We start from the raw sequence: 25633 nt of genomic DNA, 5'->3' as shown, positions 1-25633 counted from the left end.
TTGTTCTCCCGAGCGAAACCGGCATCCTGCCAAGGCCGGATGCCAGACGTTTGACGCCTGGATGAACATTATGTGTATGGACAAATAAAAACCGCCGCGGCTGACGGGCCGCGGCGGTTCATGAACGATAAACGTCTTATCGGCCCAGCATGGCCTTGGCCACCGCCTCCGCCACCTTGATGCCGTCCACGCCCGCCGACAGAATACCGCCGGCGTAGCCCGCGCCCTCGCCCGCCGGGAACAGGCCTTTGACGTTCAGGCTCTGGCCATCATCGCCGCGGGTGATGCGCAGCGGCGAACTGGTGCGGGTTTCCAGGCCGGTCAGCACCGCGTCGTGCAGATCGTAGCCGCGGATCTGGCGGGCGAAGTGCGGAATCGCCTCGCGCATCGCCTCCACGCAGAAGTCGGGCAGGATGCGCGCGAGATCGGTCATGGTCACGCCCGGCTTGTACGACGGCTCGACGCTGCCCAGCTGGGTGGATGCCTTGCCGGCCATGAAGTCGCCCAGCAACTGCGCCGGCGCGAAATAATCGCCGCCGCCCAATTCATATGCTTTGCTTTCCAGCTCGCGCTGGAAGTCCAGGCCGGCCAGCGGGCCGCCCGGGTAGTCGACCTCGGGCGAAATGCTGACCACGAAGCCGGAGTTGGCGTTGCGCTCGTTGCGCGAATACTGGCTCATGCCGTTGGTGACCACGCGCTTTTCTTCCGAAGTGGCCGCCACCACGGTGCCGCCCGGGCACATGCAGAAGCTGTACACCGCGCGGCCGTTGCCGGCGTGGTGCACCAGCTTGTAGTCCGCCGCTCCCAATAGCGGATGGCCGGCGTACTTGCCCCAGCGCGCCGCATCGATCAGCGATTGCGGATGTTCGATGCGGACGCCTACCGAGAACGGCTTGGCCTCCATGTAGACGCCGCGCTTCTCCAGCATCTGGAAGGTGTCGCGCGCGCTGTGGCCCAGCGCCAGCACCACGTGGTCGCTCAGCACCTCGCCGCCGTCAGCCAGCTTGACGCCGCGCACGCGGTCGCCGTCCAGAATCAGGTCGTCCACGCGCTGCTCGAAGCGGATTTCGCCGCCCAGTTCAATGATCTCGGCGCGCATGTTCTCCACCATGGAGACCAAGCGGAAAGTGCCGATGTGCGGACGGGCCAGGTAGAGGATTTCCTCCGGCGCGCCGGCCTTGACGAACTCGGTCAACACCTTGCGGCCCAGATGGCGCGGGTCCTTGATCTGGCTGTACAGCTTGCCGTCTGAGAAGGTGCCGGCGCCGCCCTCGCCATACTGCACATTGGACTCGGTATTCAGCTCGCTCTTGCGCCACAGGCCCCAGGTGTCCTTGGTGCGCTGGCGCACTTCCTTGCCGCGTTCCAGCACGATGGGCTTGAAACCCATCTGGGCCAGGATCAGCGCCGCGAAAATGCCGCAGGGGCCAAAGCCCACCACCACCGGACGCTGCTTCAGCTCCGCCGGCGCCTGGCCGACATAGTAATAATTGGTGTCCGGGGTGGGCATCACCCGGCGGTCGCCCTTGAAACGGGCGAACAGCTTGTCCTCATTAGCCACATCCACGTCGATGATGTAGACCAGGCTCATCACGCCCTTGCGGGCGTCGTAACTGCGTTTGAACACGGTGAAGCCGCGAACGTCGTCCGCCGGCGCTTTCAAAAAGCCGGCGACGGCGTCGGCCAGCTCCTCAGGAGTATGGTCCAGCGGCAGCTTGAGTTCGGAAATGCGCAACATAAAAATCCAGTAACAGGTTGGTGTCTATTCAACGAGGCGCCATTGTAGCGGCAAACCACGCGCCCAGGCACGACAATGGTCAAGCCGCTGATTGCAATCCCCCCGCGCGTTGGCTATAGCGTACTGTGGCATTCGCCACCGGCATGGCCTTTCTCGCCACGCCTGCCGTCCTCCACCATCAGGCTGACGGAACCTTCTGCCGCGCCGTTCCAGACAGCGCGAGCAGGGCTTTAAAGTTGCAAGTTATCGGGACTGCTCCTGTTTTCGACTCTTCCGCCGCGATGACAACAAGGCGATATCGCCATGCGCGCGGCCTTTGCCAGGAAGATCGAGACGAGCGGGAAGCATTGCACCAAGGAGAACCCTCATGAATCTGGACATACTCACCCAGCCGGCTGTGCGGCTGGCGATAGAGGCATTGCAACACGGCGACCACGCCAACTGGATGGCGCAGTTCAACACCGATGCGACACTGACGGACGATGGACTGCCAGCCAATTTCCACAAATTCAGCGAACACGCGATGGGACACGAGCACTTCACCAGCATAGACCGGGTGGAAAACCAGGGTCTGGACGTGTACGGCGGCTTTCACAGCGACCGTTGGGGCAATTTCAACACCTACTTCAAATTCCATCTGGACGCAAACGGCAAGATCCGCCAGCTGGACATCGGCCAGGATAGTTGACTCCCCGCCGGGCGGCCCCTTACCCGCCCGGAAACCCATCACTATAATTGCAGCATCCACACCGTATGGCGGTCTGGCGCCATGGGAGAGGCGATGCACCAGATACTGGTCATAGACGACGATGCCGTATCGCAGCAATTTCTCGTGATGGTGTTGCAACGCCTCGGCTACGAAAATGTGGTGGTGGCCAGCGACGGCCTGGACGCGCTGATCCAGCTGGACGCCGGCGATCGGCGTTTCGACGTGATCTTCTGCGACCTCGACATGCCGCGCATGGACGGCATCGAGTTCGTCCGTCATCTGGGCGAGCGAGGTTTTCAAGGCATGCTGCTGATTTCCAGCGGCTTCGACGAGAGAGTGATCGAGTCGGTGGCCGAGCTGGCCCGCATGTACGATCTATGGCTGGCGGGGGTGCTGCCCAAGCCCATCAACCACCAGACGCTGCAGCGCCTGATCAATCAGCCGCCCCCCGCCAGCCGCCACGTTCCGGGCGTCGTGTCCCCGCCCACGGAGGAAGAGTTGCGCGCCGCCATCGGCAAGGGCGAGCTCCGCCCTTTCCTGCAGCCCCAGGTATCAATGAAAGACGGCCAGATACGCTCGGCGGAAGTCCTGGCCCGATGGCAGCATCCCCGGCTCGGACTGATAGGCCCCCAGCAGTTCATCCAGCTGGCGGAAAACTCCAGCCTGATCACCGAACTGACCCTGCAGATGCTGCGGCAGGCGGCTGTCATCATGGACAGGCTGCCCAGCGAGACGCCGCTGGCGATGTCGCTGAACCTGTCGGTGGAGTCGCTGAACGAAATCGCGCTGGTATCCCGCTTCGAACGCATACTCGTCGATTGCGGCTTTCCCTTCAGCCGCCTGATCGTGGAGGTGACGGAAACCGGCCTGATGGCCAATCCGACGCGCGCGCTGGAATTGCTCACTCGCCTGCGGCTGAAAGGCGCGCGGCTATCCATAGACGATTTCGGCACCGGCTTCGCCAGCATGGACCGCCTATCGCGCATTCCCTTCACCGAGCTGAAGATAGACAAGGGCTTCGTCATCGACGCCGCGCGCAACCCGACCAACTTCTCCATCGTCCGCGCCAGCGCCGAACTTGGACGCCAGCTGGGCCTGGACGTGGTGGCCGAAGGCGTGGCGACAGAGTCGGAATGGCAGCTTTGCCGGCAGTTGGGCGTGGAAATCGCCCAAGGGTCCTTCATCTCGCCGCCGGTGGACGCGGAAAGCTTTCGCAGCTGGCTGCTGAAACACCGCGGCGTTTTCCTTCACGCCGCGCCCAACCTTTCCGACACCGTGTGAAGCCGGAATATATTTAGGAGCCTAGCCATGTACGCCCTCGGCCGCGCCGTTCTGATCCTGCTGTTCCTGGCCATCCCGCCGTGCCAGGCCGAAAGCCCCCCGTTGCCCAGCCCCGCCGGCAAGGTGGTGTTGACCATCAGCGGCCAGATCAGCAACAAGAATCACGACAACGACGCGGTGTTCGACATGAACATGCTCGCGGCGCTGCCGCAACACACCATCGCCACCCGCACGCCATGGCTGCCTGGCGTCAGCCGCTTCACCGGGCCGTATCTGCAGGACGTGCTCAATCTGGTCGGCGCGAAGGGCCGCACGCTGAAAGCCATCGCTCTGAATGACTACAAAACCGACATCCCGCTGGACGACGCCGCGCGCTACCAGGTGGTGCTGGCCCGTTTGCTCAACGGCAAGCCAATGCCGGTGCGGGACAAAGGGCCGCTGTTCATCGTCTACCCCTACGACAGCCAGCCCGCGCTGCGCTCGGAAATCTATTACAACCGTTCCGCCTGGCAATTGAAGTCATTGCAGGTGGAGTGAGGCCATGACTCAGGGCAAAGAGCACTCCACTTCCTGGCGGATGCTGGCGGCCATCGGCGCCACCCTGCTATGCGTGTTCGCCGGGGCCGCCTATGTCCAGCATCGACAATCCCAGACGCTCACCAGCGCGGTGCTCTACCAGGACGACAACCTCATCTGGGCCTATTTTCAGCTGGAGGCGGAAAACTTTCATCTCCGGGCCGCGCTGCATGAGGCGCAACACGACCAGATCACGTCCGACCAGCTGCAACAGCGCTACGACATCTTCGTCAGCCGCATCGGCATCATACGCGGCGGCCAATACCGCCGGCTGCTGCAGAATCAGCCGCAATACCTGCTGATGCAAAGCCGGCTGGACGCCTTCGTCCGCCAGGGCGACGCCTACTTCAGCGTCGCGCCCGCGGCGAACGACCATGCCCGCCTGGCGCGGCTGGAACAGTTGTCCGCCTCGCTGTCCGACGGCCTGCACGATATGTCGCTGCAGGCCAACCAAGCTGTCGCGCTGCAGGTGGACAATCGAAACCGCACCATGCAGCAGTACATCACCGTCAGCAATTGGCTGATGGGCTTTGAATGGGTGTTGATTTTCGGCTTCGGCTTCACTGTGATCCGGCAACTGCGGCAGCTGGAAAAGCGCCGCCGGACGCTGGAAACACTGACCGACAGCCTGGAGGAGGCCCGCAGCCAGGCCGAGGCCGGCAGCCTGGCCAAAAGTGCCTTTCTCGCCAATATGAGCCACGAAATACGCACGCCGCTCAACGGCGTGCTGGGCATGCTGGCGCTGCTGGCCGACACCCACCCCAGCGCCAGCCAGGCTGGCTACATCCGCATGGCCGAGGAGTCGGCGCGCCATCTGCTGCTGCTGCTGAACGATGTGCTGGACGCCAGCAAGCTGGAGTCGGGCAAGCTTGAGCTGGCGCCGGTCACCTGCAACCTCGCTTATCTGCTGCGCCAGGTGGCCAATCTGATGAACGCCCAGGCGCAGGCCAAGGGCCTGATGATGAATCTGGACATGGCGTCGGAAATTCCGGAATGGGTGGAGCTGGACCCGACCCGCCTGCGGCAGATACTGCTCAATCTGCTGAGCAACGCCATCAAGTTCACCGAGCGCGGCGGCGTCACCGTTCACGCTTCGGCGCCGCCGGGAGAGCAGCCGGGCACGGCTCAGTTGCTGCTGGTGGTGACCGACACCGGAATCGGCATGGACCAGGCCACCCAGGCGAAGCTGTTCAAGCGCTTCTCCCAGGGCGACGGCTCCACCGCCCGCCAGTACGGAGGCAGCGGCCTGGGCCTGGAGATTTCTCAAAACCTGGCCCGGCTGATGGGCGGCGAAATCTCGGTCAGCAGCGTTCCCGCCCAGGGCAGTTGCTTTCAGTTGACGCTGCCGCTGAGAGTGATCGCCGCGCCGGACATCCCTCCCGAAGCCATCGAGTCCTTCTCCAGCCACGACACGCTGAGCAGGCCGCTGAGAATCCTGGTGGTGGACGACAACGCGGTGAACCGCAAGTATCTGCAAGCGTTGTTGGAAAGGCTGAACCAGCAGCCGACGCTGGCGTCGGACGGCCCCGAGGCGCTGCGGCTGGCCGCCGCCCACCCCTTCGACCTGGTTCTGATGGACCTTCACATGCCTGGCATGGACGGTGTGAAAACCGCGCGCGGACTGCGCGAGGAAGCGCTAACCCCCAGGATGCCTATCATCGCGCTGACCGCGGATGCCTTCCCGGAAACCCGCCAGCAAATGCTGGAACAAGGACTGGACGATTTCCTGACCAAGCCGCTGAGCCGCGACCAGCTGCTGGCGGTGCTGCAGAAACAGTTTCCGCCGGCGCCCAGCGCCGCGCCGCAGGCAAGGGAAGAACCCGTCCTCGACGCGCGCACCATCACGGATTTCGTCGACCTGCTGTCTGATCAGCAATACCGGCAGCTGGTGGAACAATACTTCGCCAACCACCAGGAATCGGTACGGCAATTGCGGCTCAACCAGCGGCAACCGGATCGGGAAAACCTGTTTCATCTGGCCCATGGCATGAAAGGCGGGGCGGTGACGCTGGGCTTCGCCAGCCTGGCCCAGCGCTGCCAGGAGCTGGAAAGCCAGTCGCTGCAATCCAATTGCGCGCCGGCGCCGCAGATCGCGCAGGTGATCGCCCAATTCCAGGCCACCCGGCAAGCATGCGTCGAGCAGGGACACCTGGACAGCCCTGCGGATTAGGCTCGCCGCCAGCCGGCCCGGGCGCGGGGTTGCGGCATGAGGGCCGTTAGGGAACGGTCAGGCCACCCGCACCAGCCGGCCGCCATCCTGCTCTGGCGTTTCGAAGCGCTTCCAGTCCACGATCATCACCTGGCTGAGACCGCACTCTCCGGCCAACTGCCCCTCGATTTCCTCCAGCACCTGATGACTATGGATCACGCCATTGATGGCGACTTCCGCGCGACGCATCACGCTGTCGTCCGTGGTGACAAACCAGATGCAATAACGGTTCATCGGCAACCCTCCGGCTGGGTGCGAAATTACGCTGACAAGTCTAAATATCGTTCCAACTGCCGCCAGACCGCAAGTTTTGCCTCGTAGGCCAGCGTATGCGCCGGGCTGGACGAGGGCAAGCGCGCAACGGCGAGGCCCAGTCCGGCCAGCTGCGCTTCCGCCTTGGCGGCGGTCGCGCCGTTGAAAGCCACCGCGCGCAGGGCGGGCAAGCCGGCGACGAAATCGCTCAGATCGTTATGCTGGATTTCCCTCAGATCGGCGTCCAGGCTGCCCTTGCGGCTGGCCTGGGCCACCACGTCCCACAGGCCCACGCCCGATTCGCGCAAGGCCATCAGGCGTTCTTCGTAGGCCAGCGAAACCAGATCCCGTCCCAGCACTTCGCCCAGCAGGCGCCAGAACTGGTTGCGCGGGTGGGCGTAGTACTGGCTGGCAGCCAGAGAAGCGTCGCCGGGCAACGATCCCAAAATCAGCAACCGGGTATCGGCGTCCGCCACCGGCGGAAAGCAGCGCTTGCCGCCCTGCTCCGCCATGCTAGAACAAGGCTCCCTGGTGGCTGGCCAGCCAGGCCCTGACCGGGCCGAAGGTCTTCCGGTGCGCCGGCAGGACGCCGTGGGCTTCGATCGCGGCCAGATGCTCGGCGGTGGGATAGCCCTTGTTGCGGGCGAAACCGTATTGCGGATGCAAAGCGTCCAGTGCCACCAGCTCGGCGTCGCGCGCGGTCTTGGCAAGGATGGACGCGGCGGAAATGGCCGCAACCTTGGCGTCGCCCTTGACGATGGCCTCGCCCGGCACCGGCAGATGCTTGGGCACGCGGTTGCCGTCTATCTGCGCCAGGTCCGGACGCACAGGCAGCCCCTCCACCGCGCGCGTCATGGCCAGCATGGTGGCGTGCAGGATGTTGAGCTTGTCGATCTCCTCGACGCTGGCGCTGGCGATGCACCAGGCCAGCGCGTCGCGCTTGATCAACTCCGCCAGCGCGTCGCGTTTCGCTTCGCTCAATACCTTGGAGTCGGCCAAACCGGCGATGGGCCTGGCCGGGTCGAGAATGACCGCCGCTGTGAAGACCGCGCCGGCCAACGGCCCGCGGCCGGCCTCGTCGACGCCGCAAATCAATGGCATCGCGCCACCTCCAGCACCGCGCGCGCGGCGCGGGTGGCGGTATCCTGCTTCAAAGCCAGATGCAGCTCGGTGAAAGCCTTTTCCATATCGGACCGCGCCGCGGAGTCCGTATAAAGCCGCTGCATCTCTTCTGCCAGCTTTTGCGGCGTGGCTTGCTTCTGCAACAACTCCGGCACCACGAACCGGCCGCACAGGATATTCGGCAAGCCGACGTACGGCAGCCGGATCTTGCGCTTGACCAGCCGATAGGTGAAGGCGGACAGCTTGTAGCTGATCACCATCGGCCGCTTGGTCAACGCCACCTCCAGCGTCGCCGTGCCGCTGGTGACCAGCACCACGTCGCTGGCGATGGTCGCCATCTGCGCATGGCCGAACAACCTGCGGATGGGCAGATCGCGCGCCTTGAAGCGGTACAGCATCTGCTCGAACTGGTCCATGGTGGCGCGGGTGGCCAGCGGCACCAGGAACTGGGCGTCCGGATATTCGCGCAACAGCAGGCGCGCGGTATCCAGGTAGATGGGCGCCATGTATTCCAGCTCGCTCCGGCGGCTGCCCGGCATCAGCGTGAACACCGGCACGCCCTGCGGCAGTCCCAGTTGGTCGCGCATCGCCTCCTTGTCCGGCTCCAGCGGTATCTCGCTGGCCAACGGATGGCCGACATAGGTGACCGGCACGCCGGCCTGGCGGTACAGCGGCGGCTCCATCGGGAACAGGCACAGCACGTGGTTGACCGCGCGGCCGATCTTCTGGATGCGCTCCGGCCGCCACGCCCATACCGACGGGCTGACATAGTGCACTGTGGGAATGCCGGCCTTCTTCAATCCGGCCTCCAGCCCCAGATTGAAATCCGGCGCGTCCACGCCGATGAACACGTCCGGCCTCTCCGCCAGCAACTGCTCGCGCAGCCGGCGGCGAATCTTCAGCAGCTCGGGCAGGCTCTTCAGCACTTCGGAATAGCCGCGCACCGCCAGCTTCTCTTGCGGCACCATGCTGTGAAAGCCGCGGGCCTCCATGCGCGGGCCGCCGATGCCGGCGAATTCGATATCGCTGCGGTGCGCGCGCAGCGCATCCATCAGGTGGGCGGCCAGCAGATCGCCGGAAGCCTCCCCGGCCACCATGGCAACCTTCAAGGCCCCCTTGCGCTTGAAAAGTTGATCGCTCATAAGCTCAGCGGATGATGCCTCGCGCCGATTGTTCAAAGAAGCGCACGAACGGCTCCAGCTCGGCATGTTCCTCGCCGGCCTCGGCCAGAATGGCGGCCTTGGCCTCGTCGTAGCTCAAACCCTGGCGGTACAGCGTCTTGTAGGCGTTGCGGATGCGGCGGATTTGCTCCGGCGTGAAACCGCGGCGCTTCAGACCTTCCGCATTGATGCCGGAAGGCACGGCTCGGTTGCCGTGCGCCATCACGAACGGCGGCACGTCCTGCGCCACCGCGCTGGCGAACGCCGTCATCGCGTGTTCGCCGATGATGGCGAACTGGTGCACGCTGGTGAAGCCGCCCAAAATCACCCAGTCGCCGATGCGCACATGGCCGGCCAGCGTCGCGTTGTTGGCGAAGATGGCATGGTCGCCCACCTGGCAGTCGTGCGCGATGTGCACATAGGCCATCACCCAGTTGTCGCTGCCGATGCGTGTGACGCCGACGTCCTGGGCGGTGCCGGTGTTGAAGGTGCAGAATTCGCGGATGGTGTTGTTGTCGCCAATCTCCAGACGCGTCGGCTCGCCGGCGTATTTCTTGTCCTGAGGCTGGGCGCCCAGCGAGCAGAACTGGAACACGCGGTTGTTCTTGCCGATGGAGGTATGGCCTTCGATCACCACGTGCGGACCGATCCAGCTGCCGGCGCCGATGCTGACATTGGGGCCGATGATGGAATAGGCGCCGATTTCGACATCGTCGGCGATCTGCGCCTTGGGATCTACGATTGCGGTCGGATGGATGGCCATGCTTACACCTCGCGGCGGGCGCACATGATCTCGGCTTCGCAAGCCACCTGGCCGTCCACCAGCGCGCGGGCGGCGTACTTGCCGATGCCGCGCTTGACGGTCATTTGCGTCACTTCGAACACCAGTTGGTCGCCCGGCACCACCTGGCGCTTGAAGCGGGCATGGTCGATGCCGACGAAGAAATACAGCTCGTTCTCCGAGCGCTCGCCCTGGCTCTTGATCGCCAGAATGCCGGCGGCCTGGGCCAGCGCTTCGATGATCAGCACGCCCGGCATCACCGGATATTGTTCGAAGTGGCCGGCAAAGAACGGCTCATTGATGGTGACGTTCTTCAGCGCCTTGATGCGCACATTGGGCTCCAGCTCGGTGACGCGGTCAACCAGCAGGAACGGATAACGATGCGGCAGGCAGCGCATGATCTCGCGGACATCGATCGAGACAGCGTGTTCACTCATGAGGTTCTTCCTTCGATTTTTTCAGTGTTTCCAGTTCCCGCTCAAGCTGCTTCACGCGCTTGGCGAAATCGTCCAGATGGCGCACGTGGACGGCGTTGGACAGCCAGTCCTTCATGCTTTGCAACGGGTAGGAGGACGCGTAGTTGCCGGCCTCCTTGATCGACTTCGACACCAGGGTGCCGCCGCCGATATGGGTGCGGTCCGCCACGTCGATGTGGCCGACGAACATCGCCGCGCCGCCCACGGTGCAGCGCGCGCCTATCTTGGTGCTGCCGGCGATGCCGACGCAGCCTGCGATAGCGGTATGCTCGCCGATTTCGACGTTATGGGCAATCTGCACCAGATTATCTATCTTGGCGCCCTTGCGGATCACCGTGTCGGCCAGCGCGCCGCGGTCCACCGTGGTGTTGGCGCCGATCTCGACGTCATCCTCCAGCACCACGCGGCCGGTTTGCGGAATCTTGAACCAATGGTCCTTGTCCCAGGCCAGGCCGAAGCCGTCGCCGCCGATCACGCTGCCGGAATGCACGCCGACGCGGTCGCCGATCACGCAACTGTGGTAGACGGTGACATTGGGGTAAAGCGTGACGTCGTCGCCGATCTGGCAACCATCGCCGACCACCACGCCCGGCATGATGCGGCAGCGTTCGCCGATGACGACATTGTCGCCGACGGTGGCGTTGGCCGCGATCTCGCTGCTCTCGCCTATCTGGCAGCCTTCGCCCACCACCGCGCGCGGATGGATGCCGGCGCGCGGCACCTTCGGCGGATGGAACAATGTGGCCAGACGCGCGAAATACAGGTAGGGATCGGCGGCCACGATCAGCGAACGCTCCGGCAGCTCTGCCGCCAGCGCTTCGGTGACGATCAGCGCGCCCGCCGCGCTCTCCAGCATCTGGCGGCGGAACTTGGCGCTGGCGACGAAAGCGATTTCATCGGCGCCCGCCAGCTCCAGCGGAGCCAGCCGGGACACGTCCCGGTTCTGGCCGCGCAGCTCTCCGCCCAGTTGCTCTACGATATGTTCGAGTGTGTAGGACATCAAAAACAAAGCCGACTCGGGGTCGGCTTGCTCCGGTAACGGTTTAAACGACTACTTGTCCAGCTCTTTCAACACTTGCGGCGTCAGATCGAACTTGGGATTGATGTACACCGCTTCCTGCAGGATCAGATCATAGTTCTCGCGCTGGGCGATCTCCTTGACCGCGCGGTTGGCCCGCTCGGTCACCCCGGCGAATTCCTCATTGCGGCGCTGGTTGTAATCCTCGGCCAGCTCGCGGGATTTGGCGCGGTAATCGCGATCCAGCCCCGCGTATTCCCGCTCGAAGCGCTTGCGGTCATCCGGCGACAGGCTGTTTTTCGCCAACATGGATTCCAGATCCTTGGCGCGCGTCTCCATCTTCTTCAACTCGTCGCGGCGGCTGGAGAATTCCTTGTCCAGCTTCTTGTAGATGGCGACGGACACGCCAGCCTCGCGATAAATGCGCTCGATGTTGATGAAGCCCAGCTTGAAGTCGGCGGCATGAACCGGCAGCGCCGCCACGCTCAGCACTGCCAGCCACCATTTCAATGCTTTCATGATCTCATCCTGATAACGGTTAGAACGACGTGCCCAGCTGGAATTGGAAGCGCTGAACCTTGTCTCCCTGCTCTTTCTTCAACGGGTTGGCGATACTGAACTTCATCGGCCCCATCGGCGACAGCCAGGTCAATGCCAGACCCACGGAATAGCGGAAGCCATCGCTCGGCGAGCTGGTGATGCCCAACGCCTTTTCCGATGCCGTCAGGTTGGTGTTCCACAAGGTGCCCGCATCGAAGAACAGGCTGGTGCGCAGCGACTTGTTGTCCTTCATGCCCGGGAAGGGGAACAGGATTTCCGCGTTGGCCACTACCTTGCGGTTGCCGCCGAGGTAGGAGTTCGCCGCCGAATCGTACGGGCCGATGCTGCTGCTGTCGTAGCCGCGGACCGATCCCAGGCCGCCCATATAGTAGTTCTTGAAGAACGGCAACTGCCTGGTTTTGCCGTAGCCGTCAGCATAGCCCAATTCGCCGTTCAGCATCAGCGTGAAGTCCTTCGACAGCGGGAAGAACCAGGTCTGCTGGTGGGTCAGGCTGTAGTACTGCAAAGAGCCGCCCGGCAGGCCGAAGTCGGCGTTGACGCGGATGCTGGCGCCGCGAGTCGGCCACAGCGCGCTGTCGCGGGTATCCCGGCCCCAGCCTACGGTGCCCAGGAAGGTATAGTTGCTGCTGCCGTACTGATTGACGAAGTCGATGTACTGCTGCGGGCTGTTGCTGTACGTGGTGATGTCGGTCTTTTCCGCGCCAATCGTGAAATTGATGCGGTCGTACTCGGTGATCGGCACGCCGAAACGCATGTCGGCGCCAACGGTGCTGGTCTTGTACGCGGAGATCGATGTGGCGTCCGGGTTGTAGACGCGGTTGTACAGGTCATAGCCCAGGCTGACGCCGTCCGGCGTGAAATACGGATCGGTGAACGACAGCGAGTAATTCTTGTTCACCTTGCCGGTGGACATGCCCAGCGACATGTATTTGCCGGAGCCGAAGATGTTGCTCTGGGAAATGTTCGCGCCCAGCACCAGGCCCTCGCCCTGCACATAACCCAGGCTGCCGGAAATGCTGCCGGTGGAGCGTTCCTTCAGGCCGATATTCATGTCTACCTGGTCCGGCGCATCCGTCACCGCCGGCGTTTCGACGTTGACGTCCTCGAAATAGCCGAGCAGCTCCAGGCGCTCCTTGCTGCGCTTGACGTTGGCGGCGTTGTACGGCGCGCCCTCCAGTTGGCGCAGCTCGCGGCGGATCACTTCGTCGCGGGTCTTGCTGTTGCCTGCCACGTTGACGCGGCGGACATAGGTCTTGCGGCCCGGGTCGACGAAGAAAGTGAAGGCGGCGGTTTGCTTCTCGCGATCGATGTCCGGCAGCACGTTGACATTGGCGAAGGCGTAGCCCTCGTTGCCCAGACGGTCGCTCAACGCCTTCACCGACTCGGTCACCTTCTCATTGTTGAAGGTGTCGCCGCGCTTCACCTGCACCAGGCTCAGCAATTCGGCTTCCGGCACCTTCAGGTCGCCAGCCAGGCGCACGTCGGACACGGTGTACTTCTTGCCCTCGTGCACATTGATGACCAGATACATGTCCTTCTTGTCGGCGCTGATCGAAACCTGAGAGGAATCGATGCCGAATTCCATATAGCCCTGGTTCTGGTAGAAAGCCTTCAGCTTCTCCAGATCGCCAGTCAGCTTCTGCTTGGAATACTGGTCGTCCTTGGTGGCCCAGGAAAGCCAGCCGCCGGTGGTCAGGCTGAACTCGTCCAGCAGCTTGGACTGGGCGAAAGCGTTGGCGCCGACGATGCGGATTTCCTTGATCCGCGCAGTCACGCCTTCATTGATGTCCAGCGTCACGGCGACGCGGTTGCGCTCCAGCTTGGTGACGCCGGGGGTGATTTCCACCGAATACTTGCCGCGGCTGTAATACTGGCGCTTCAGTTCCTGCACCGCGCCATCCAGCAAGGCCTGGTCAAAAATCAAAGACTCGGCGAAGCCGTTGTCCTTCAGCGCCTTCTTCAGCTGGTCCTTGCTGAATTCCTTGGCGCCGTTGATGTTCAGTTGGGTGATCACCGGGCGCTCCGCCACGGTGACGATCAGCGTGCCGCCGCGGCTTTCCACGCGCACGTCGTTGAAGAAGCCGGTGCCGAACAGCGCCTTGATCGCTTCTTTGGCCTTGGCATCGGTAAAGGTGTCGCCCACCTTGACCGGCAGATAGTTGAAGACCGTGCCCGGCTCGGTACGCTGCAGGCCTTCAACGCGGATATCTTTGATCACAAACGGATCTGCAGCCATGGCAACGGTGGCCATGGTCAGGCCCATTACGGCCACTGCGAGTCGCTTCAATTTCATAAATGTGTTTTAACCCCCAAATAGGCGGCTGAAATCGTTCAGCATGGCAAATGCCATCAAAGACGCCAGCAATATGAAACCAATCTTTTGTCCGAGCAATTGCACCCGTTCGCTGACGGGCTTACCTCTGACCAGCTCCGCGACATAATACATTAAGTGGCCCCCATCCAGAACCGGTATGGGAAGCAGATTCAACACCCCGATGCTGACGCTGATCAGCGCCAGAAATTCCAGATACGGCGTCAAGCCCTCGCGGGCGGTCTGGCCCGCGACATTTGCGATAGTCAGCGGACCCGACAGATTGTTCAAAGAAGCGCGGCCGATCAACATGTTGCCGAGAAATTTGACGCTCATCCAGGCGGTTTCGCCGGTCTTGCTCCAGGCGGCGGCAAAGGCCCCTACGGCGTCGTAATGCCGGGTGAAGGCCAACTGATCGCTCCAGGCGCGATCCGGCGACGGCCCCACGCCGATGCGGCCGACCACCTCATCATCCTGCGCGACCGCCTGCGGACGCAGCTTGATCTCCAGCGGCTTGCCGGCCCGCTCGACGCGCACCGACAACTCCTTGCCCGGGCTGTTGCGCACCACGTGCACCCACTCTTCCCAGTTCCGGAGCATCACGCCGTTCACCGCCTGCAGCTTGTCGCCCACCTTGAGGCCAGCCTTGGCTGCGACGCCCTTCTCCTCCAGCACGCCCACCTGCGCCAGGAAACGCGCCGGGGACACGCCAGGATCGCCCTGCTGCAAGGCCTGCTCGGCCTTCTCGCCGAAACGGCGGGCATCGATATCGCGCCGCTTCCTGGCTCCGGACGCGTCCTGCACCTCGACCCGCACCACGGCGGAAGACATCGCGGCCTCGACGATACCCAGCCTAACCTCCTGCCAGCTGGCGACAGGCCTGCCCGCCACGCTGAGGATGCGATCGCCCTCCTTGAAACCCGCCGCCGCGGCCGGCGTCTGCTCGACCACGGTGCCCACCAGCGGATGCAGCTGCGGCACGCCTTGGGCGATCACCGCCCAGTACAGCAGCGCCGCCAGCAACAGATTGGCCAGCGGCCCCGCGGAGACGATGGCCATGCGCTTGAGCACATGCTGATTGTTGAAAGCCCGCGGACGATCCGCCTCGTCGACCAGGCCCTCGCGCTCGTCCAGCATTTTCACATAGCCGCCCAAGGGAATCGGGCACACCACCCACTCCGTCTCGCGCGGACGAAAGCGCAACAACGGCGAACCGAAACCGATGGAGAAACGCAGCACCTTGACGCCGCACAGCTTGGCCACCCAGTAGTGGCCCAGCTCGTGAAAAGTCACCAGCAGGCCGATGGCCACCAGAAACGCCAGCAGCGTCAGCATGCCGCCACCCTGCCCTCGGCGAAACGACGCGCCTCCTGGTCACGGGCCAGCAAGCCTTCCAGGCTGTCGCTCGCCGCGCAGGACACGCCGGCCAGCGCGGCGGAAACCACGCGCGGGATGTCGACGAAACGCAGCCGCCCCTCCAGGAACGCCGCCACCGCCACTTCATTGGCGGCATTCAATACCGCCGGCGCGTCGCCGCCCATTTCCAGCGCGTCGAACGCCAGCTGCAAACAAGGGAAGCGCTCAAGATCCGGCTTCTCGAACGTAAGGTCGGACAGGGCGAAGAAGTCCATGGGCTCCACGCCGGCGTCGATGCGCTCGGGCCAGGCCAACGCGCAGGCGATCGGCGTGCGCATATCGGGCGAGCCCAGCTGCGCCATCACCGAGCCGTCGCGGTACTGGACCATGGAGTGGATCACGCTTTGCGGATGCACAGCCACCTCGATGCGGCTGGGCGGCACGTTGAACAGCCAGCGCGCCTCGATCACCTCAAGCCCCTTGTTCATCAGCGTGGCGGAATCGACGGAAATCTTGCGGCCCATGCTCCAATTGGGATGGCGGCAGGCGTCGTCCGGCGTGACATGGAGCAGATCGGCGGCCGGGCGGCTGCGGAACGGCCCGCCCGACGCGGTAAGAATGATCTTGCTCACGCCCGCGGCGTCGGGATTGGCGGCGTAATCGGCGGGCAGCGATTGAAAGATGGCGCTGTGCTCGCTATCCACCGGCAGCAGCGCCGAACCGCTCGCGCGCACCGCGTCCATGAACAAGCGGCCAGCCACCACCAGCGACTCCTTGTTGGCCAGCAGCATGCGCTTGCCGGCCCGCGCCGCGGCCAGCGCCGACGGCAAACCCGCCGCGCCGACGATGGCGGCCATCACCGCATCCACTTCCGGCAACGAAGCCACCTGGACCAGCGCGTCCGCCCCATGCAGCACTTCCGCGCGCAGGCCGGCGTCAGCCAAGCGCGCGCGCAGGCTCTCGGCCGCGTCGGCATCGGCCACCACCAGATAATCGGGATGAAAACGGAGCGCCTGCTCGAACAGTTTGTCGAGCTGGCGATGGGCGGTCAGCGCCACCACGCGGTAGCGCTCCGGATGACGGGCGATCACATCCAGCGTATTGCAGCCTACGCTGCCGGTCGCCCCCAGTACGGCAATACCCTGAGGTTTGGTCATTGCTATGTTTCCAGAATTACATGCCGCCCAGCGCGCGCAGGGCGTTGCTGACCGCCAGCACGGCGATCAAGCTGTCGATGCGGTCGTAGACGCCGCCATGGCCCGGCAACAGCCGGCTGCTGTCCTTGATGCCCGCGGAGCGCTTGAACCAGGACTCCAGCAAATCGCCGCACACGCTGACCGCGGTCAGCGGCAACGCCAGCGCCAGCAGGCCCCACAGCGGCAGCTTGATGTCCAGCCAGCCGAAATGGTCAACCAAGGCGACATAGATCGCCACGCAGACCACCGCGCCGTAAACGCCCTCCCAGCTCTTGCCCGGACTGATGGCCGGCGCCAGCTTGCGTCGACCAAAGGCCTTGCCGGAGAAATAGGCGGCGACGTCGGCCACCCAAACCAAACCCATCACGGACAACAGGGCCAGCGCGTCATGCGCCGTGGCGTCGGGACGCCATTCAAGGAAGGCGAACCAGGCCGGCAGCATCAGCGCCCAGCCCAGCAGCCAGGCCGGCAGGCCGGCAGGCATGGCCCAGCGCCTGGCCAGCCAGGCCGGCACCAGCAACAGCCACAGCGCCAACACCGCGCCATGCTCGAAGCCTTGCATCCGCCAGTGGCCGAACCAGGCCGCGGCGGCGAACAGCGTGGAAAGCGCAAGATAGCACGCCTGCCGGGGAAGGGACATCCCGACCATCCGGGCGTACTCCCACAGGGCCAGAACGACGATCAACCAGGAAAACCCCGCCCAGGCGGCGGCGGGGAACAGGAACAGCGCCGCCAGCATGAGCGGCAGCAATACGAGCGCGGTGAGAATTCGCGTTATCAGCATGAAGTCAGAGCTTGTCTCGGCGCAGGTGCTCGGGCAATTGCTCGCTGGTGCGGCCAAAGCGGCGCTCCCGCTGCCAGTAGGAGTGGATCGCCCCCTGCAGCGCCGCTTGGTCGAAATCGGGCCACAACAGGTCGGTGAAGTACAACTCGGAATACGCCAGCTGCCACAGCAGGAAGTTGCTGATGCGCTGCTCGCCGCCGGTGCGGATGAACAGATCCGGCTCCGGCGCCCATGCCATGCCGAGACGCTCCGTCACCATAGCCTCGGTGATGGAGGCCTGGCCCTCGGCGATCAGCTGATTCACCGCGTGAACGATATCCCAGCGGCCGCCGTAATCGGCGGCGATGGTCAGCACCAGACCGTCGTTGCCGGCGGTCTTGGCCTCTGCGCGGTCGATGCGTTCGGACAGTTCCGCGCTGAACCGCTCGCGCGAACCCAGCACCTTCAGGCGGATATTGTTGTTATGGAGCTTGGAGACTTCGTGCTCTAGCGCGCGCAGGAACAGGTCCATCAGGAAAGACACTTCTTCCTGCGGCCGACGCCAGTTCTCGGTGGAGAAAGCGAACAGCGTCAGATAACCGACGCCCATCTCCTTGCAGGCCTTCACCACCTCGCGCACGGCATCCAGGCCGCGCTTGTGGCCGGCCACGCGCGGCAGGAAGCGTTTCTTGGCCCAGCGGCCGTTGCCATCCATGATGATGGCGATATGCCGGGGCGGCTCGCACCCCTCCGGCACAGTTTTCGAAGAACCGGAAAACAAGATCCGCCCCTTATACCGCCAGCAGATCGGCTTCTTTGGCAGCCAGCATCTTGTCGACTTCGGCGATGTACTTGTCGGTCAGCTTCTGGATCTCATCCTGGCCGCGGCGCTCGTCGTCCTCGGTGATGGTCTTGTCCTTCAGCAGGTTCTTGAATTCGTTGTTGGAATCGCGGCGGATGTTGCGCACGGCCACGCGGGCGCCTTCGGCTTCTCCGCGCACCACCTTGATCAGGTCCTTGCGGCGCTCTTCGGTCAGCATCGGCATCGGCACGCGGATGATCTCGCCCATCGAGGCCGGATTCAGGCCCAGATCGCAATCACGGATAGCCTTTTCGATCTTGGCCAGCATCGGTTTTTCCCACGGCTGCACGCCGATGGTGCGGGCATCGATCAGGGTGACGTTGGCTACTTGATTGACCGGCACGTCGCTGCCGTAATAGTCAACCATGACATGATCCAGAATGCCGGTATGGGCGCGTCCGGTACGAACCTTGGCCAGGTCGTTCTTGAACGCTTCCTGCGTCTTCTGCATTTTTTGTTCGGCCGATTTTTTGATTTCGTTAATCATGTCGCACTCCCGGAATACTTCAAATGACAAGGCGAAAACGGCCATTGCCGTTTTCGCCCTCAGCAATTTTCAAACTCAGCAGTGTACCAGCGTGCCTTCGTCTTCGCCAAGCACGACGCGGCGCAGCGCGCCGTTCTTGAAGATGCTGAACACCTTGATATTGAGGTGCTGATCGCGGCACAAGGCGAAGGCAGTGGCGTCCATCACCTTCAGATTGCGCGAGATCGCCTCGTCGAAAGTCACGCTCTGGTAGCGGACCGCGTCGGGATTCTTTTTCGGATCATCGGTATACACGCCGTCCACCTTGGTGGCCTTCAGCATGATGTCGACATTCATCTCCATGCCGCGCAACGCGGCAGCGGTATCGGTAGTGAAGAAGGGGTTGCCGGTGCCGGCGGCGAAGATCACCACCTTGCCCTCCTCCAGGTACTGCATCGCCTTGCCGCGGACATAGGGCTCGGCGATCTGCTGCATGGTCAGCGCGGACTGCACCCGGGCGATCAGGCCCGCCTTGGTCATCGCATCCTTCAACGCCAGCGCGTTCATCACAGTGGCCATCATGCCCATGTAATCCGCCGTCGCGCGATCCATGCCCGCCGCAGCCGGCGCCACGCCGCGGAAAATATTGCCGCCGCCGATCACGATGCCCACTTCAACGCCCAGGCCCACCACTTCTTTGATCTGACCCACGATCTGCTCGATGGTCGAGCGGTTGATGCCATAGCTGTCATCCCCCATCAGGGCTTCGCCGGAAAGTTTCAACAGGATGCGTTTATAGGCGGGAACTTGGCTCATGATGTCCTCGGATTGGCGGTTATGATGTGTTCAATTTGCAAAACGGCACCCTGCAGGCAGGGTGCCGTTGGTAAAGCGGTAAGTCGAAACTTACAGCTTGGCAGCCGCAGCCACTTCAGCTGCGTAGTCTACTACTTTCTTCTCGATGCCTTCGCCCACTACGAACATGGCGAATGCCTTGACCGAGGCTTTTTGCTCGGCCAGCAGCTTCTCGACGGTCACATCCGGGTTCTTGACGAAAGGCTGACCCAGCAGGGTCACTTCGGCCAGGAACTTGTTGATGCGGCCTTCAACCATCTTGGCGACGATATCGGCCGGCTTGCCGGACTCGGCAGCCTGGGCGCTGTAGATCTTGCGCTCTTGATCCAGGGTTTCGGAAGAAACCTGGTCCTTGGACACGCAGATCGGCTTGGAAGCGGCGATGTGCATGGCCACGTCCTTGCCCACTTGCTCGGCGCCGGCGTAGTCGACGATAACGCCGATCTTGGCACCGTGCAGGTAGGTGGCGATCGCGCCTTCGGTCTGGTAGCGAACGAAGCGACGGATGGTCATGTTCTCGCCCAGCTTGGCGATGGCAGCCTTGCGGATGTCTTCCACGGACACGCCGTCGACTTCCACTGCGGACAGCGCTTCGACATCGGCCGGATTGGCGATGACGGCAGCCTTGGCGGCGGCGGCGGCCAGAGCCAGGAAGGTCGGATCCTTGGCGACGAAGTCGGTTTCGCAGTTCACTTCAACCAGGGCGCCAACGCCGGCTTCCACGTGGGAGCCGATGATGCCTTCGGCGGCCAGGCGGCCAGCCATCTTGGAAGCCTTGTTGCCGGACTTGATGCGCAGGATTTCTTCAGCCTTGGCCGCGTCGCCGTCAGCTTCAACCAGAGCCTTCTTGCACTCCATCATGCCGAGGCCGGTGGCCACGCGCAGATCCGAAACCATTTTTGCGGTGATTTCCGCCATCTTGCTACTCCTGAATGATTTAGATTACGTGAATGTTCGGGTCCAAAAAAAGGGGCTTTCGCCCCTTTTCTGCTTACTCGGCCTGGGCCGTTTCAGCAGCTGCGACGATCTCTTGCAGAGAGTTCGCGCGACCTTCCAGTACCGCGTCGGCGATGCCGCGAGCGTACAAGCGGATGGCGCGGGAGGAGTCGTCGTTGCCCGGAACCACGTAATCGATGCCGTCCGGGGAGTTGTTGGTATCAACAACGCCGATAACCGGGATACCCAGTTTCTTGGCTTCGACAATGGTGCCCTTCTGGTAGCCAGTATCGATAACGAAGATGGCGTCCGGCAGGCCCTTCATATCCTTGATACCACCCAGCGAGCGTTCCAGCTTGTCAACTTCGCGTTGCAGGTCCAACAGTTCTTTCTTGTTGTAACCGGTGTCAGCGCCTTCCAGGATGGCACGCTTTTCTTCAAGACGCTTGATGGACTGCTTCACGGTCTTGTAGTTGGTCAGCATGCCGCCGAGCCAGCGGTGATCAACAAACGGCATGCCAGCGCGGGCAGCTTCTTCACGGACGATCTCACGCGCCTGACGCTTGGTGCCAACAAACATTACGGTACCCTTGTTGGCGGCCAGACGACGCACATATTCCTGGGCGCTGATGAACAGCGGCAGAGTCTTTTCCAGGTTGATGATGTGGATCTTGTTGCGGCTGCCAAAGATGTACTGAGCCATCTTCGGGTTCCAGAAACGGGTTTGGTGGCCGAAGTGAACGCCGGCCTCAAGCATTTGACGCATGGTAACGTTGGTGGACATGCAAAAACTCCTAAAAGGGTTAAGCCTCCATCCGCGCAGACAACCCTGAAGGCTTCAGCCTGCGGGCACCCTTTGGCGCGGATGTGCGTAGTTTTGGATTAACAATTCCCCGCCAACACGGTGGGGAACACGAGATTGTAGCATTTCAGGACAGCCGGATTCAAGCCTTTCCCTCGCCCTCCGCGGCCCGCCGCCGCTTGCGCAGCCTGTTGCGCACCACCCACGCGACAAACCAGACCGGCAGCACGCCCAGAAAGAAAAACACCGCCGCGCCGGCAGCCACGCTGCGCTGCCCCGCCGCCAGCATCAACACCGCGTACAACCACCCCATCAAAACTATGATCAGCGCCATGGATTAAAACATTCGTTTGAAATTCAGGACAAATACATCAACAATGAAGCGTCATTGTAAACCACCCGCGCCCGCCTCCATGCAAACCGCCATCACCCGCCTGTTCGGCATCCAGCTCCCCCTGCTCTGCCCCGGCATGAGCTATATCGCCACCCCGGAACTGGTTGCGGCAGTCAGCAACGCCGGCGGCCTGGGCATACTGGCCACCGGCCCGTTGTCGGCGGACGCCACCCGCGCCGCCATCCGCCGCATACGCGAGCTCACCGACAAACCCTTCGGCATCGGCTGCACGCTGATGATGCCCGGCGCGGCCGACAACGCCAAGGTCGCGCTGGAGGAGCACGTGCCGGTGATCAACTACTCGCTGGGCAAAGGCGACTGGATCGCCGAGGCCGCGCATCGTTACGGCGGCAAGGTGCTGGCCACCGTGGTGACGGAAAAGCACGCGCAATCGGCCGAAAGATGCGGCGCGGACGCGCTGCTGGTCACCGGCCACGAGGCTGCGGCCCACGGCGGCAGCGTGACCTCGCTGGTGCTGATTCCAGCCATCCGCCGCGCAAGCTCGCTGCCCATCGTCGCGGCAGGGGGCTTCGCCGACGGCGCCGGCCTGGTGGCGGCGCTGGCCCTGGGAGCCGACGCCGTGGCCATGGGCTCCCGGCTGGCCATGACCCGGGAAAGTCCGGTCCACGCCGCCACCAAGGACATGGTGCTGCAGCGGGGCGTCGGCGATACGCTTTACTCGAAGAATTTCGACGGCCTCTGGTGCCGGATGATGGACACCCCCGCCGCGCGCCGCGCCTGCCGCAAGCCGCTGGGGCTGATCCCCGCCGCCCTCCGCGCCAGCCAGATGGCGCGCCGGATGGGCATGCCGGTGATGAAGGTGGCGATAGGCGGCATGCTCAGCCAGCCGCAAGCGCTGCGCCAGCTGGCGCTGTTCGGCGCCGCCACCGAATCCATCCGCCTGGCGATACAGGAGGGAAACCATGAAAAAGGCGTGCAATTGATCGGCCAGGCTCAGGGATTGATCGACGACCTGCCCAGCGTGGCCGAGCTGTTCGCCAGAATCATGTCCGAGGCGAGAGCCTGCCGGGAGCGCGTCGCAGGCTTCTAAGCGCCTGCGGCAAAACAGCCCGCCGATTTCTCGACGGGCTGTTCGACTTCAACACGCAGGGAAGCTTACTTCCATAGCTTCCACCACGGCATCTCTTCGACCGTCCACGACTTGCTCAGGTACTGGCTCTGCGGATAGTTGAGCGCCAGCACGCGGCGCGCGTCGTCGCGCAGCTTCGGCAGCTGCAGCTTGTCGTAGGCCGACACCATGATGGCCAGCGCCTCTTCCGGATACTTGGTGTTGGAGTAGTCCTTGACCACGCCCTGGGCACGGTTGGCCGCGGCCAGATAGGCGCCGCGCTTCATGTAGTAGCGCGCCACGTGCATCTCGTTGCCGCCCAGCGCGTCCACCAGGCGGATCATCTTCGCCTTGGCGTCCGGCGCGTAGGTGCTATTGGGGAAACGGGTGGTCAGCTCGCGGAAAGCGGAGAAGGCCTCGCGGGCGGCGCGCGGATCGCGTTCGCTCATGTCCTGGCCGGCCCATTTGGCGAGCAGGCCGGAATCATCGTTGTAATACACCAAACCCTTCAGATAATAGATGTAGTCGATGTTCGGATGCGTAGGATGCAGCTTGATGAAGCGATCGGCGGAGGCGATGGCCAGCTCGGGCTCGCCGTCCTTGTAATGGGTGTAGGCCAGGTCCATTTGGGCCTGCTGCGCGTAGCGTCCGTAGGGAAAGCGCGCTTCCAGCGTTTCATACAGCTTGACTGCGCGAGTATAATTACCGCTGTTCAACTCATCGTGAGCTTCCGAATAGAGCTTCTCCACGGTCCAACCGCGCGTTTCGTCGTAGGTTTCCGTGGTTGCACACCCGGCAAGCCCCACCATCACCAACATAGCTGCAACAACGTATCTTTTCATGACTGATCCTTACATTGACCCGGACGATTATAGCGACATCTCGGAAAACGAGGTATCCGCCACGCAACTTCTTGAGGTGCCGCTCTCGCTGTGCGGCGAACGGCTTGACGCCGCGCTCGCCAAATTGCTGCCCGATTACTCCCGCAGCCGGCTGACTCAATGGGTCAAAGACGGGCTGGTGAAGGTGGATGGCCAGGTCGTCGCGCCCAAGACCAAGATGCTGGGCGGCGAGAAGCTGGAAGTGACGCTGCAGCTCACCAATGAAGAAATGGCCTTCCAGCCCGAGCCGATGGATCTGCCCATCGTGTTCGAGGACGATCACATCCTGGTGATCAACAAGCCCGCTGGCCTGGTCGTGCACCCCGCCTCCGGCAACTGGAGCGGCACCCTGCTCAACGGCCTGCTGCACCACTGCCCGTCGCTGGCCAACGTGCCGCGCGCCGGCATCGTCCACCGCCTGGACAAGGACACCTCCGGCCTGATGGTGGTGGCCAAGACCGTGCCGGCCCAAACCGAGCTGGTACGCCAGATGCAGGCCCGCACCGTGAAGCGCGTCTACCGCGCCATCGCCGACGGCGTGGTGCCCTTCGACGGCACCATCGACGCCAACATCGGCCGCGACCCTCACAACCGGCTGAAAATGGCGGTGCTGAAATTCGGCGGCAAGCCGGCCATCACCCATCTGCGGGTGCTGGAGCGCTTCGCCAGCCATTCCTACGTGGAATGCAAGCTCGAGACGGGCCGCACCCACCAGATCCGCGTCCACATGCGCGAAGCGGGCCACCCGCTGGCTGGCGACCCGGTGTACGGCAATCCGCGCCACAAGATGGACGAGGACGCCGCCGCCGCGGTAAAGGCGCTGGGCCGCCAGGCGCTGCACGCTTTCGCGCTGGCGCTGATCCACCCGGCCACCGGCGAAGAACGCAGCTGGAAAGCGCCGTTGCCCGACGACTTCCGCGCATTGCTGGACCTGTTGCGCGGCGACGGCGCGGTGGCGGACGATGAAACCTTCGCCCACGGCGATGGCGAGGACGAGGAAGACTGGGACGAGGACGACGATGATGACGGCGACGTCGAGGTCATCTATGCCCGATAAGGACTGGATCGAGGCCGACTGGCCCGCCCCCGCCCGGGTCCGCACGCTGGCGACCACGCGCAGCGGCGGCGCCAGCCAGCCTCCCTACGCCAGCCTGAACCTGGGCGCGCATGTCGGCGACGATCCGGAGGCCGTGGCGGCCAACCGCGCGCGGCTGCGAGACGAGCTGCCCGCCGAGCCGGCATGGCTCACTCAGGTGCACGGCATCGCTGTGGCCGACGCGGCAACCGTCGGCGATGCCGCGCCCGACGCCGACGCCAGCTTCGCCCGCGCACCAGGCGTCGTCTGCGCGGTCATGACCGCCGACTGCCTGCCGGTGCTGCTGTGCGACGAGCAAGGCCGGGCGGTGGCCGCGGCCCACGCCGGCTGGCGCGGGCTGTGCGACGGCGTGATCGAGGCGACCGTGGCCTCGATGGCGCTGCCGCCGTCGGAATTGATGGCCTGGCTCGGCCCGGCCATCGGCCCCGACGCCTTCGAAGTGGGAGCGGAAGTGCGCCAGGCCTTTGTCGAGAAAGACGCCGAGGCGGACCATGCCTTCGTCGACATCGGCGACGGCAAATACCTCGCCGACATCTACGCGCTGGCGCGGCTGCGGCTGGAAAAGCTGGGCGTCTCGCGCGTCTACGGCGGCGACTTCTGCACCGTGATCGACCGCGACCGCTTCTTCTCCTACCGCCGCGACCGCGAGACCGGCCGCATGGCCTCGCTGATCTGGCTGGAAGACTGATCCCGCCCGCCCCCGCCGCCCGGCGGGGTCTTTCCCTCCCCGCAATTGACCCCGCAGCCCAATGCGAACAACATA

General features: G+C 63.6%; 27 protein-coding genes. 7 read left to right on the top strand and 20 right to left on the bottom strand.

Going from position 1 to position 25633, the window contains the following annotated elements; all coding sequences use genetic code 11:
• Window positions 1-136: 136 nt before the first annotated feature.
• A complete protein-coding gene (locus VA599_RS01345) occupies window positions 137-1738 on the bottom strand; it encodes an NAD(P)/FAD-dependent oxidoreductase (RefSeq protein WP_104947091.1) in 1602 nt (533 codons plus the stop codon).
• Window positions 1739-2105: 367 nt separating this feature from the next.
• Here VA599_RS01345 and VA599_RS01340 point away from each other — a divergent pair, with 367 nt between their 5' ends.
• The 4 genes from VA599_RS01340 (at window position 2106) to VA599_RS01325 (ending at window position 6474) form a co-directional block, all read left to right on the top strand.
• On the top strand, window positions 2106-2426 hold the full coding sequence (locus VA599_RS01340) for a hypothetical protein (protein ID WP_021477840.1): 321 nt from the start codon (window positions 2106-2108) through the stop codon (window positions 2424-2426).
• Window positions 2427-2519: 93 nt separating this feature from the next.
• Window positions 2520-3728 (top strand): EAL domain-containing response regulator, encoded by a 1209-nt coding sequence (locus VA599_RS01335; protein ID WP_346787410.1) that lies wholly within the window; start codon window positions 2520-2522, stop codon window positions 3726-3728.
• 27 nt (window positions 3729-3755) lie between these two features.
• Window positions 3756-4265 (top strand): putative pterin-binding protein, encoded by a 510-nt coding sequence (locus VA599_RS01330; RefSeq protein ID WP_104947089.1) that lies wholly within the window; start codon window positions 3756-3758, stop codon window positions 4263-4265.
• 4 nt (window positions 4266-4269) lie between these two features.
• The gene (locus VA599_RS01325; RefSeq protein WP_346787409.1) at window positions 4270-6474 is read left to right on the top strand and encodes an ATP-binding protein; all 2205 of its coding nucleotides are present in this window, start codon (window positions 4270-4272) and stop codon (window positions 6472-6474) included.
• Between the two features lie 57 nt (window positions 6475-6531).
• On the opposite strand, the gene VA599_RS01320 is transcribed toward VA599_RS01325, so the two are convergent.
• From VA599_RS01320 to VA599_RS01235, 18 genes are all read right to left on the bottom strand, one after another.
• Window positions 6532-6747, bottom strand: a complete 216-nt coding sequence (locus VA599_RS01320; protein WP_021477844.1) for a hypothetical protein — start codon at window positions 6745-6747, stop codon at window positions 6532-6534.
• Window positions 6748-6773: 26 nt separating this feature from the next.
• The gene (locus VA599_RS01315; protein WP_346787408.1) at window positions 6774-7277 is read right to left on the bottom strand and encodes a DNA-deoxyinosine glycosylase; all 504 of its coding nucleotides are present in this window, start codon (window positions 7275-7277) and stop codon (window positions 6774-6776) included.
• A gap of 1 nt (window position 7278) precedes the next feature.
• Window positions 7279-7866, bottom strand: a complete 588-nt coding sequence (gene rnhB, locus VA599_RS01310) for a ribonuclease HII (RefSeq protein ID WP_346787407.1) — start codon at window positions 7864-7866, stop codon at window positions 7279-7281.
• Window positions 7857-9029, bottom strand: coding sequence for a lipid-A-disaccharide synthase (gene lpxB / locus VA599_RS01305; RefSeq protein WP_021477847.1), 1173 nt, complete (start codon window positions 9027-9029; stop codon window positions 7857-7859). Before lpxB ends, rnhB begins: the two co-directional genes overlap by 10 nt.
• Window positions 9030-9033: 4 nt before the next feature.
• Complete coding sequence (gene lpxA / locus VA599_RS01300) at window positions 9034-9810, bottom strand: acyl-ACP--UDP-N-acetylglucosamine O-acyltransferase (RefSeq protein ID WP_021477848.1); 777 nt, start codon at window positions 9808-9810, stop codon at window positions 9034-9036.
• A 2-nt stretch (window positions 9811-9812) separates the two neighbouring features.
• Window positions 9813-10265 (bottom strand): 3-hydroxyacyl-ACP dehydratase FabZ, encoded by a 453-nt coding sequence (gene fabZ, locus VA599_RS01295; RefSeq protein WP_104947085.1) that lies wholly within the window; start codon window positions 10263-10265, stop codon window positions 9813-9815.
• The gene (lpxD, locus tag VA599_RS01290) at window positions 10258-11304 is read right to left on the bottom strand and encodes a UDP-3-O-(3-hydroxymyristoyl)glucosamine N-acyltransferase (RefSeq protein WP_346787406.1); all 1047 of its coding nucleotides are present in this window, start codon (window positions 11302-11304) and stop codon (window positions 10258-10260) included. Before lpxD ends, fabZ begins: the two co-directional genes overlap by 8 nt.
• 51 nt (window positions 11305-11355) lie before the next feature.
• A complete protein-coding gene (locus tag VA599_RS01285) occupies window positions 11356-11841 on the bottom strand; it encodes an OmpH/Skp family outer membrane protein (protein WP_021477851.1) in 486 nt (161 codons plus the stop codon).
• 19 nt (window positions 11842-11860) lie between these two features.
• On the bottom strand, window positions 11861-14176 hold the full coding sequence (bamA, locus tag VA599_RS01280; RefSeq protein WP_021477852.1) for an outer membrane protein assembly factor BamA: 2316 nt from the start codon (window positions 14174-14176) through the stop codon (window positions 11861-11863).
• A 9-nt stretch (window positions 14177-14185) separates the two neighbouring features.
• Complete coding sequence (rseP, locus tag VA599_RS01275; RefSeq protein ID WP_166440623.1) at window positions 14186-15529, bottom strand: RIP metalloprotease RseP; 1344 nt, start codon at window positions 15527-15529, stop codon at window positions 14186-14188.
• Entirely contained in the window at window positions 15523-16707 is a 1185-nt protein-coding gene (gene ispC, locus VA599_RS01270; protein WP_346787405.1) for a 1-deoxy-D-xylulose-5-phosphate reductoisomerase, read from the bottom strand. Before ispC ends, rseP begins: the two co-directional genes overlap by 7 nt.
• 16 nt (window positions 16708-16723) lie before the next feature.
• The gene (locus VA599_RS01265) at window positions 16724-17530 is read right to left on the bottom strand and encodes a phosphatidate cytidylyltransferase (RefSeq protein WP_021477855.1); all 807 of its coding nucleotides are present in this window, start codon (window positions 17528-17530) and stop codon (window positions 16724-16726) included.
• 4 nt (window positions 17531-17534) lie between these two features.
• Complete coding sequence (uppS, locus tag VA599_RS01260) at window positions 17535-18290, bottom strand: undecaprenyl pyrophosphate synthase (RefSeq protein ID WP_031296593.1); 756 nt, start codon at window positions 18288-18290, stop codon at window positions 17535-17537.
• A gap of 10 nt (window positions 18291-18300) precedes the next feature.
• Complete coding sequence (gene frr, locus VA599_RS01255) at window positions 18301-18858, bottom strand: ribosome recycling factor (RefSeq protein WP_031296594.1); 558 nt, start codon at window positions 18856-18858, stop codon at window positions 18301-18303.
• 75 nt (window positions 18859-18933) lie between these two features.
• On the bottom strand, window positions 18934-19653 hold the full coding sequence (gene pyrH / locus VA599_RS01250; RefSeq protein ID WP_021477858.1) for a UMP kinase: 720 nt from the start codon (window positions 19651-19653) through the stop codon (window positions 18934-18936).
• A gap of 90 nt (window positions 19654-19743) precedes the next feature.
• Complete coding sequence (gene tsf, locus VA599_RS01245) at window positions 19744-20610, bottom strand: translation elongation factor Ts (protein ID WP_104947082.1); 867 nt, start codon at window positions 20608-20610, stop codon at window positions 19744-19746.
• 73 nt (window positions 20611-20683) lie between these two features.
• Window positions 20684-21412: a 30S ribosomal protein S2 gene (rpsB, locus tag VA599_RS01240; protein WP_021477860.1), complete on the bottom strand. Its 729-nt coding sequence runs from the start codon at window positions 21410-21412 to the stop codon at window positions 20684-20686.
• Between the two features lie 160 nt (window positions 21413-21572).
• A complete protein-coding gene (locus VA599_RS01235; protein WP_021477861.1) occupies window positions 21573-21764 on the bottom strand; it encodes a hypothetical protein in 192 nt (63 codons plus the stop codon).
• Window positions 21765-21807: 43 nt separating this feature from the next.
• On the opposite strand from VA599_RS01235, the gene VA599_RS01230 reads away from it, so the two are divergent.
• Window positions 21808-22875 carry an NAD(P)H-dependent flavin oxidoreductase gene (locus VA599_RS01230; RefSeq protein ID WP_346787404.1) on the top strand — a complete coding sequence of 356 codons (1068 nt, stop codon included), beginning with the start codon at window positions 21808-21810 and terminating at the stop codon, window positions 22873-22875.
• 65 nt (window positions 22876-22940) lie between these two features.
• Here the strand turns inward: VA599_RS01230 and VA599_RS01225 are convergent, their stop codons facing one another.
• The gene (locus VA599_RS01225; RefSeq protein ID WP_104947080.1) at window positions 22941-23735 is read right to left on the bottom strand and encodes an outer membrane protein assembly factor BamD; all 795 of its coding nucleotides are present in this window, start codon (window positions 23733-23735) and stop codon (window positions 22941-22943) included.
• Between VA599_RS01225 and rluD the strand changes: the two genes are divergently transcribed.
• Together rluD and pgeF are read left to right on the top strand one after the other, a co-directional pair.
• Entirely contained in the window at window positions 23734-24831 is a 1098-nt protein-coding gene (gene rluD / locus VA599_RS01220; RefSeq protein ID WP_346787403.1) for a 23S rRNA pseudouridine(1911/1915/1917) synthase RluD, read from the top strand. The two genes, VA599_RS01225 and rluD, sit on opposite strands and share 2 nt — an antisense overlap.
• Window positions 24794-25558, top strand: coding sequence for a peptidoglycan editing factor PgeF (gene pgeF, locus VA599_RS01215; protein WP_429838443.1), 765 nt, complete (start codon window positions 24794-24796; stop codon window positions 25556-25558). The genes rluD and pgeF overlap by 38 nt, the downstream gene beginning before the upstream one ends.
• The last annotated feature ends 75 nt before the right edge of the window (window positions 25559-25633 follow it).

It is taken from the genome of Chromobacterium indicum (assembly GCF_039708975.1).
GTDB lineage: Bacteria > Pseudomonadota > Gammaproteobacteria > Burkholderiales > Chromobacteriaceae > Chromobacterium > Chromobacterium piscinae.
The sequence above is the reverse complement of the archived record's forward strand: the minus strand, read 5'-3'. Positions and strand labels throughout refer to the sequence as shown.

What these genes read in the sequence shown, in the direction of transcription:
- VA599_RS01315 (WP_346787408.1), bottom strand. Translation starts at nt 7,277, where the DNA reads ATGGCGGAGCAGGGCGGCAAGCGCTGCTTTCCGCCGGTGGCGGACGCC.
- pgeF (WP_429838443.1), top strand. Translation starts at nt 24,794, where the DNA reads ATGATGACGGCGACGTCGAGGTCATCTATGCCCGATAAGGACTGGATC.
- VA599_RS01235 (WP_021477861.1), bottom strand. Translation starts at nt 21,764, where the DNA reads ATGGCGCTGATCATAGTTTTGATGGGGTGGTTGTACGCGGTGTTGATG.
- VA599_RS01330 (WP_104947089.1), top strand. Translation starts at nt 3,756, where the DNA reads ATGTACGCCCTCGGCCGCGCCGTTCTGATCCTGCTGTTCCTGGCCATC.
- rpsB (WP_021477860.1), bottom strand. Translation starts at nt 21,412, where the DNA reads ATGTCCACCAACGTTACCATGCGTCAAATGCTTGAGGCCGGCGTTCAC.
- lpxD (WP_346787406.1), bottom strand. Translation starts at nt 11,304, where the DNA reads ATGTCCTACACACTCGAACATATCGTAGAGCAACTGGGCGGAGAGCTG.
- VA599_RS01325 (WP_346787409.1), top strand. Translation starts at nt 4,270, where the DNA reads ATGACTCAGGGCAAAGAGCACTCCACTTCCTGGCGGATGCTGGCGGCC.
- pyrH (WP_021477858.1), bottom strand. Translation starts at nt 19,653, where the DNA reads ATGAGCCAAGTTCCCGCCTATAAACGCATCCTGTTGAAACTTTCCGGC.
- rseP (WP_166440623.1), bottom strand. Translation starts at nt 15,529, where the DNA reads ATGCTGACGCTGCTGGCGTTTCTGGTGGCCATCGGCCTGCTGGTGACT.
- VA599_RS01320 (WP_021477844.1), bottom strand. Translation starts at nt 6,747, where the DNA reads ATGAACCGTTATTGCATCTGGTTTGTCACCACGGACGACAGCGTGATG.
- bamA (WP_021477852.1), bottom strand. Translation starts at nt 14,176, where the DNA reads ATGAAATTGAAGCGACTCGCAGTGGCCGTAATGGGCCTGACCATGGCC.
- VA599_RS01335 (WP_346787410.1), top strand. Translation starts at nt 2,520, where the DNA reads ATGCACCAGATACTGGTCATAGACGACGATGCCGTATCGCAGCAATTT.
- VA599_RS01230 (WP_346787404.1), top strand. Translation starts at nt 21,808, where the DNA reads ATGAAGCGTCATTGTAAACCACCCGCGCCCGCCTCCATGCAAACCGCC.
- VA599_RS01285 (WP_021477851.1), bottom strand. Translation starts at nt 11,841, where the DNA reads ATGAAAGCATTGAAATGGTGGCTGGCAGTGCTGAGCGTGGCGGCGCTG.
- VA599_RS01340 (WP_021477840.1), top strand. Translation starts at nt 2,106, where the DNA reads ATGAATCTGGACATACTCACCCAGCCGGCTGTGCGGCTGGCGATAGAG.
- VA599_RS01225 (WP_104947080.1), bottom strand. Translation starts at nt 23,735, where the DNA reads ATGAAAAGATACGTTGTTGCAGCTATGTTGGTGATGGTGGGGCTTGCC.
- frr (WP_031296594.1), bottom strand. Translation starts at nt 18,858, where the DNA reads ATGATTAACGAAATCAAAAAATCGGCCGAACAAAAAATGCAGAAGACG.
- ispC (WP_346787405.1), bottom strand. Translation starts at nt 16,707, where the DNA reads ATGACCAAACCTCAGGGTATTGCCGTACTGGGGGCGACCGGCAGCGTA.
- VA599_RS01345 (WP_104947091.1), bottom strand. Translation starts at nt 1,738, where the DNA reads ATGTTGCGCATTTCCGAACTCAAGCTGCCGCTGGACCATACTCCTGAG.
- lpxA (WP_021477848.1), bottom strand. Translation starts at nt 9,810, where the DNA reads ATGGCCATCCATCCGACCGCAATCGTAGATCCCAAGGCGCAGATCGCC.
- fabZ (WP_104947085.1), bottom strand. Translation starts at nt 10,265, where the DNA reads ATGAGTGAACACGCTGTCTCGATCGATGTCCGCGAGATCATGCGCTGC.
- rluD (WP_346787403.1), top strand. Translation starts at nt 23,734, where the DNA reads ATGACTGATCCTTACATTGACCCGGACGATTATAGCGACATCTCGGAA.
- lpxB (WP_021477847.1), bottom strand. Translation starts at nt 9,029, where the DNA reads ATGAGCGATCAACTTTTCAAGCGCAAGGGGGCCTTGAAGGTTGCCATG.
- VA599_RS01265 (WP_021477855.1), bottom strand. Translation starts at nt 17,530, where the DNA reads ATGCTGATAACGCGAATTCTCACCGCGCTCGTATTGCTGCCGCTCATG.
- tsf (WP_104947082.1), bottom strand. Translation starts at nt 20,610, where the DNA reads ATGGCGGAAATCACCGCAAAAATGGTTTCGGATCTGCGCGTGGCCACC.
- rnhB (WP_346787407.1), bottom strand. Translation starts at nt 7,866, where the DNA reads ATGCCATTGATTTGCGGCGTCGACGAGGCCGGCCGCGGGCCGTTGGCC.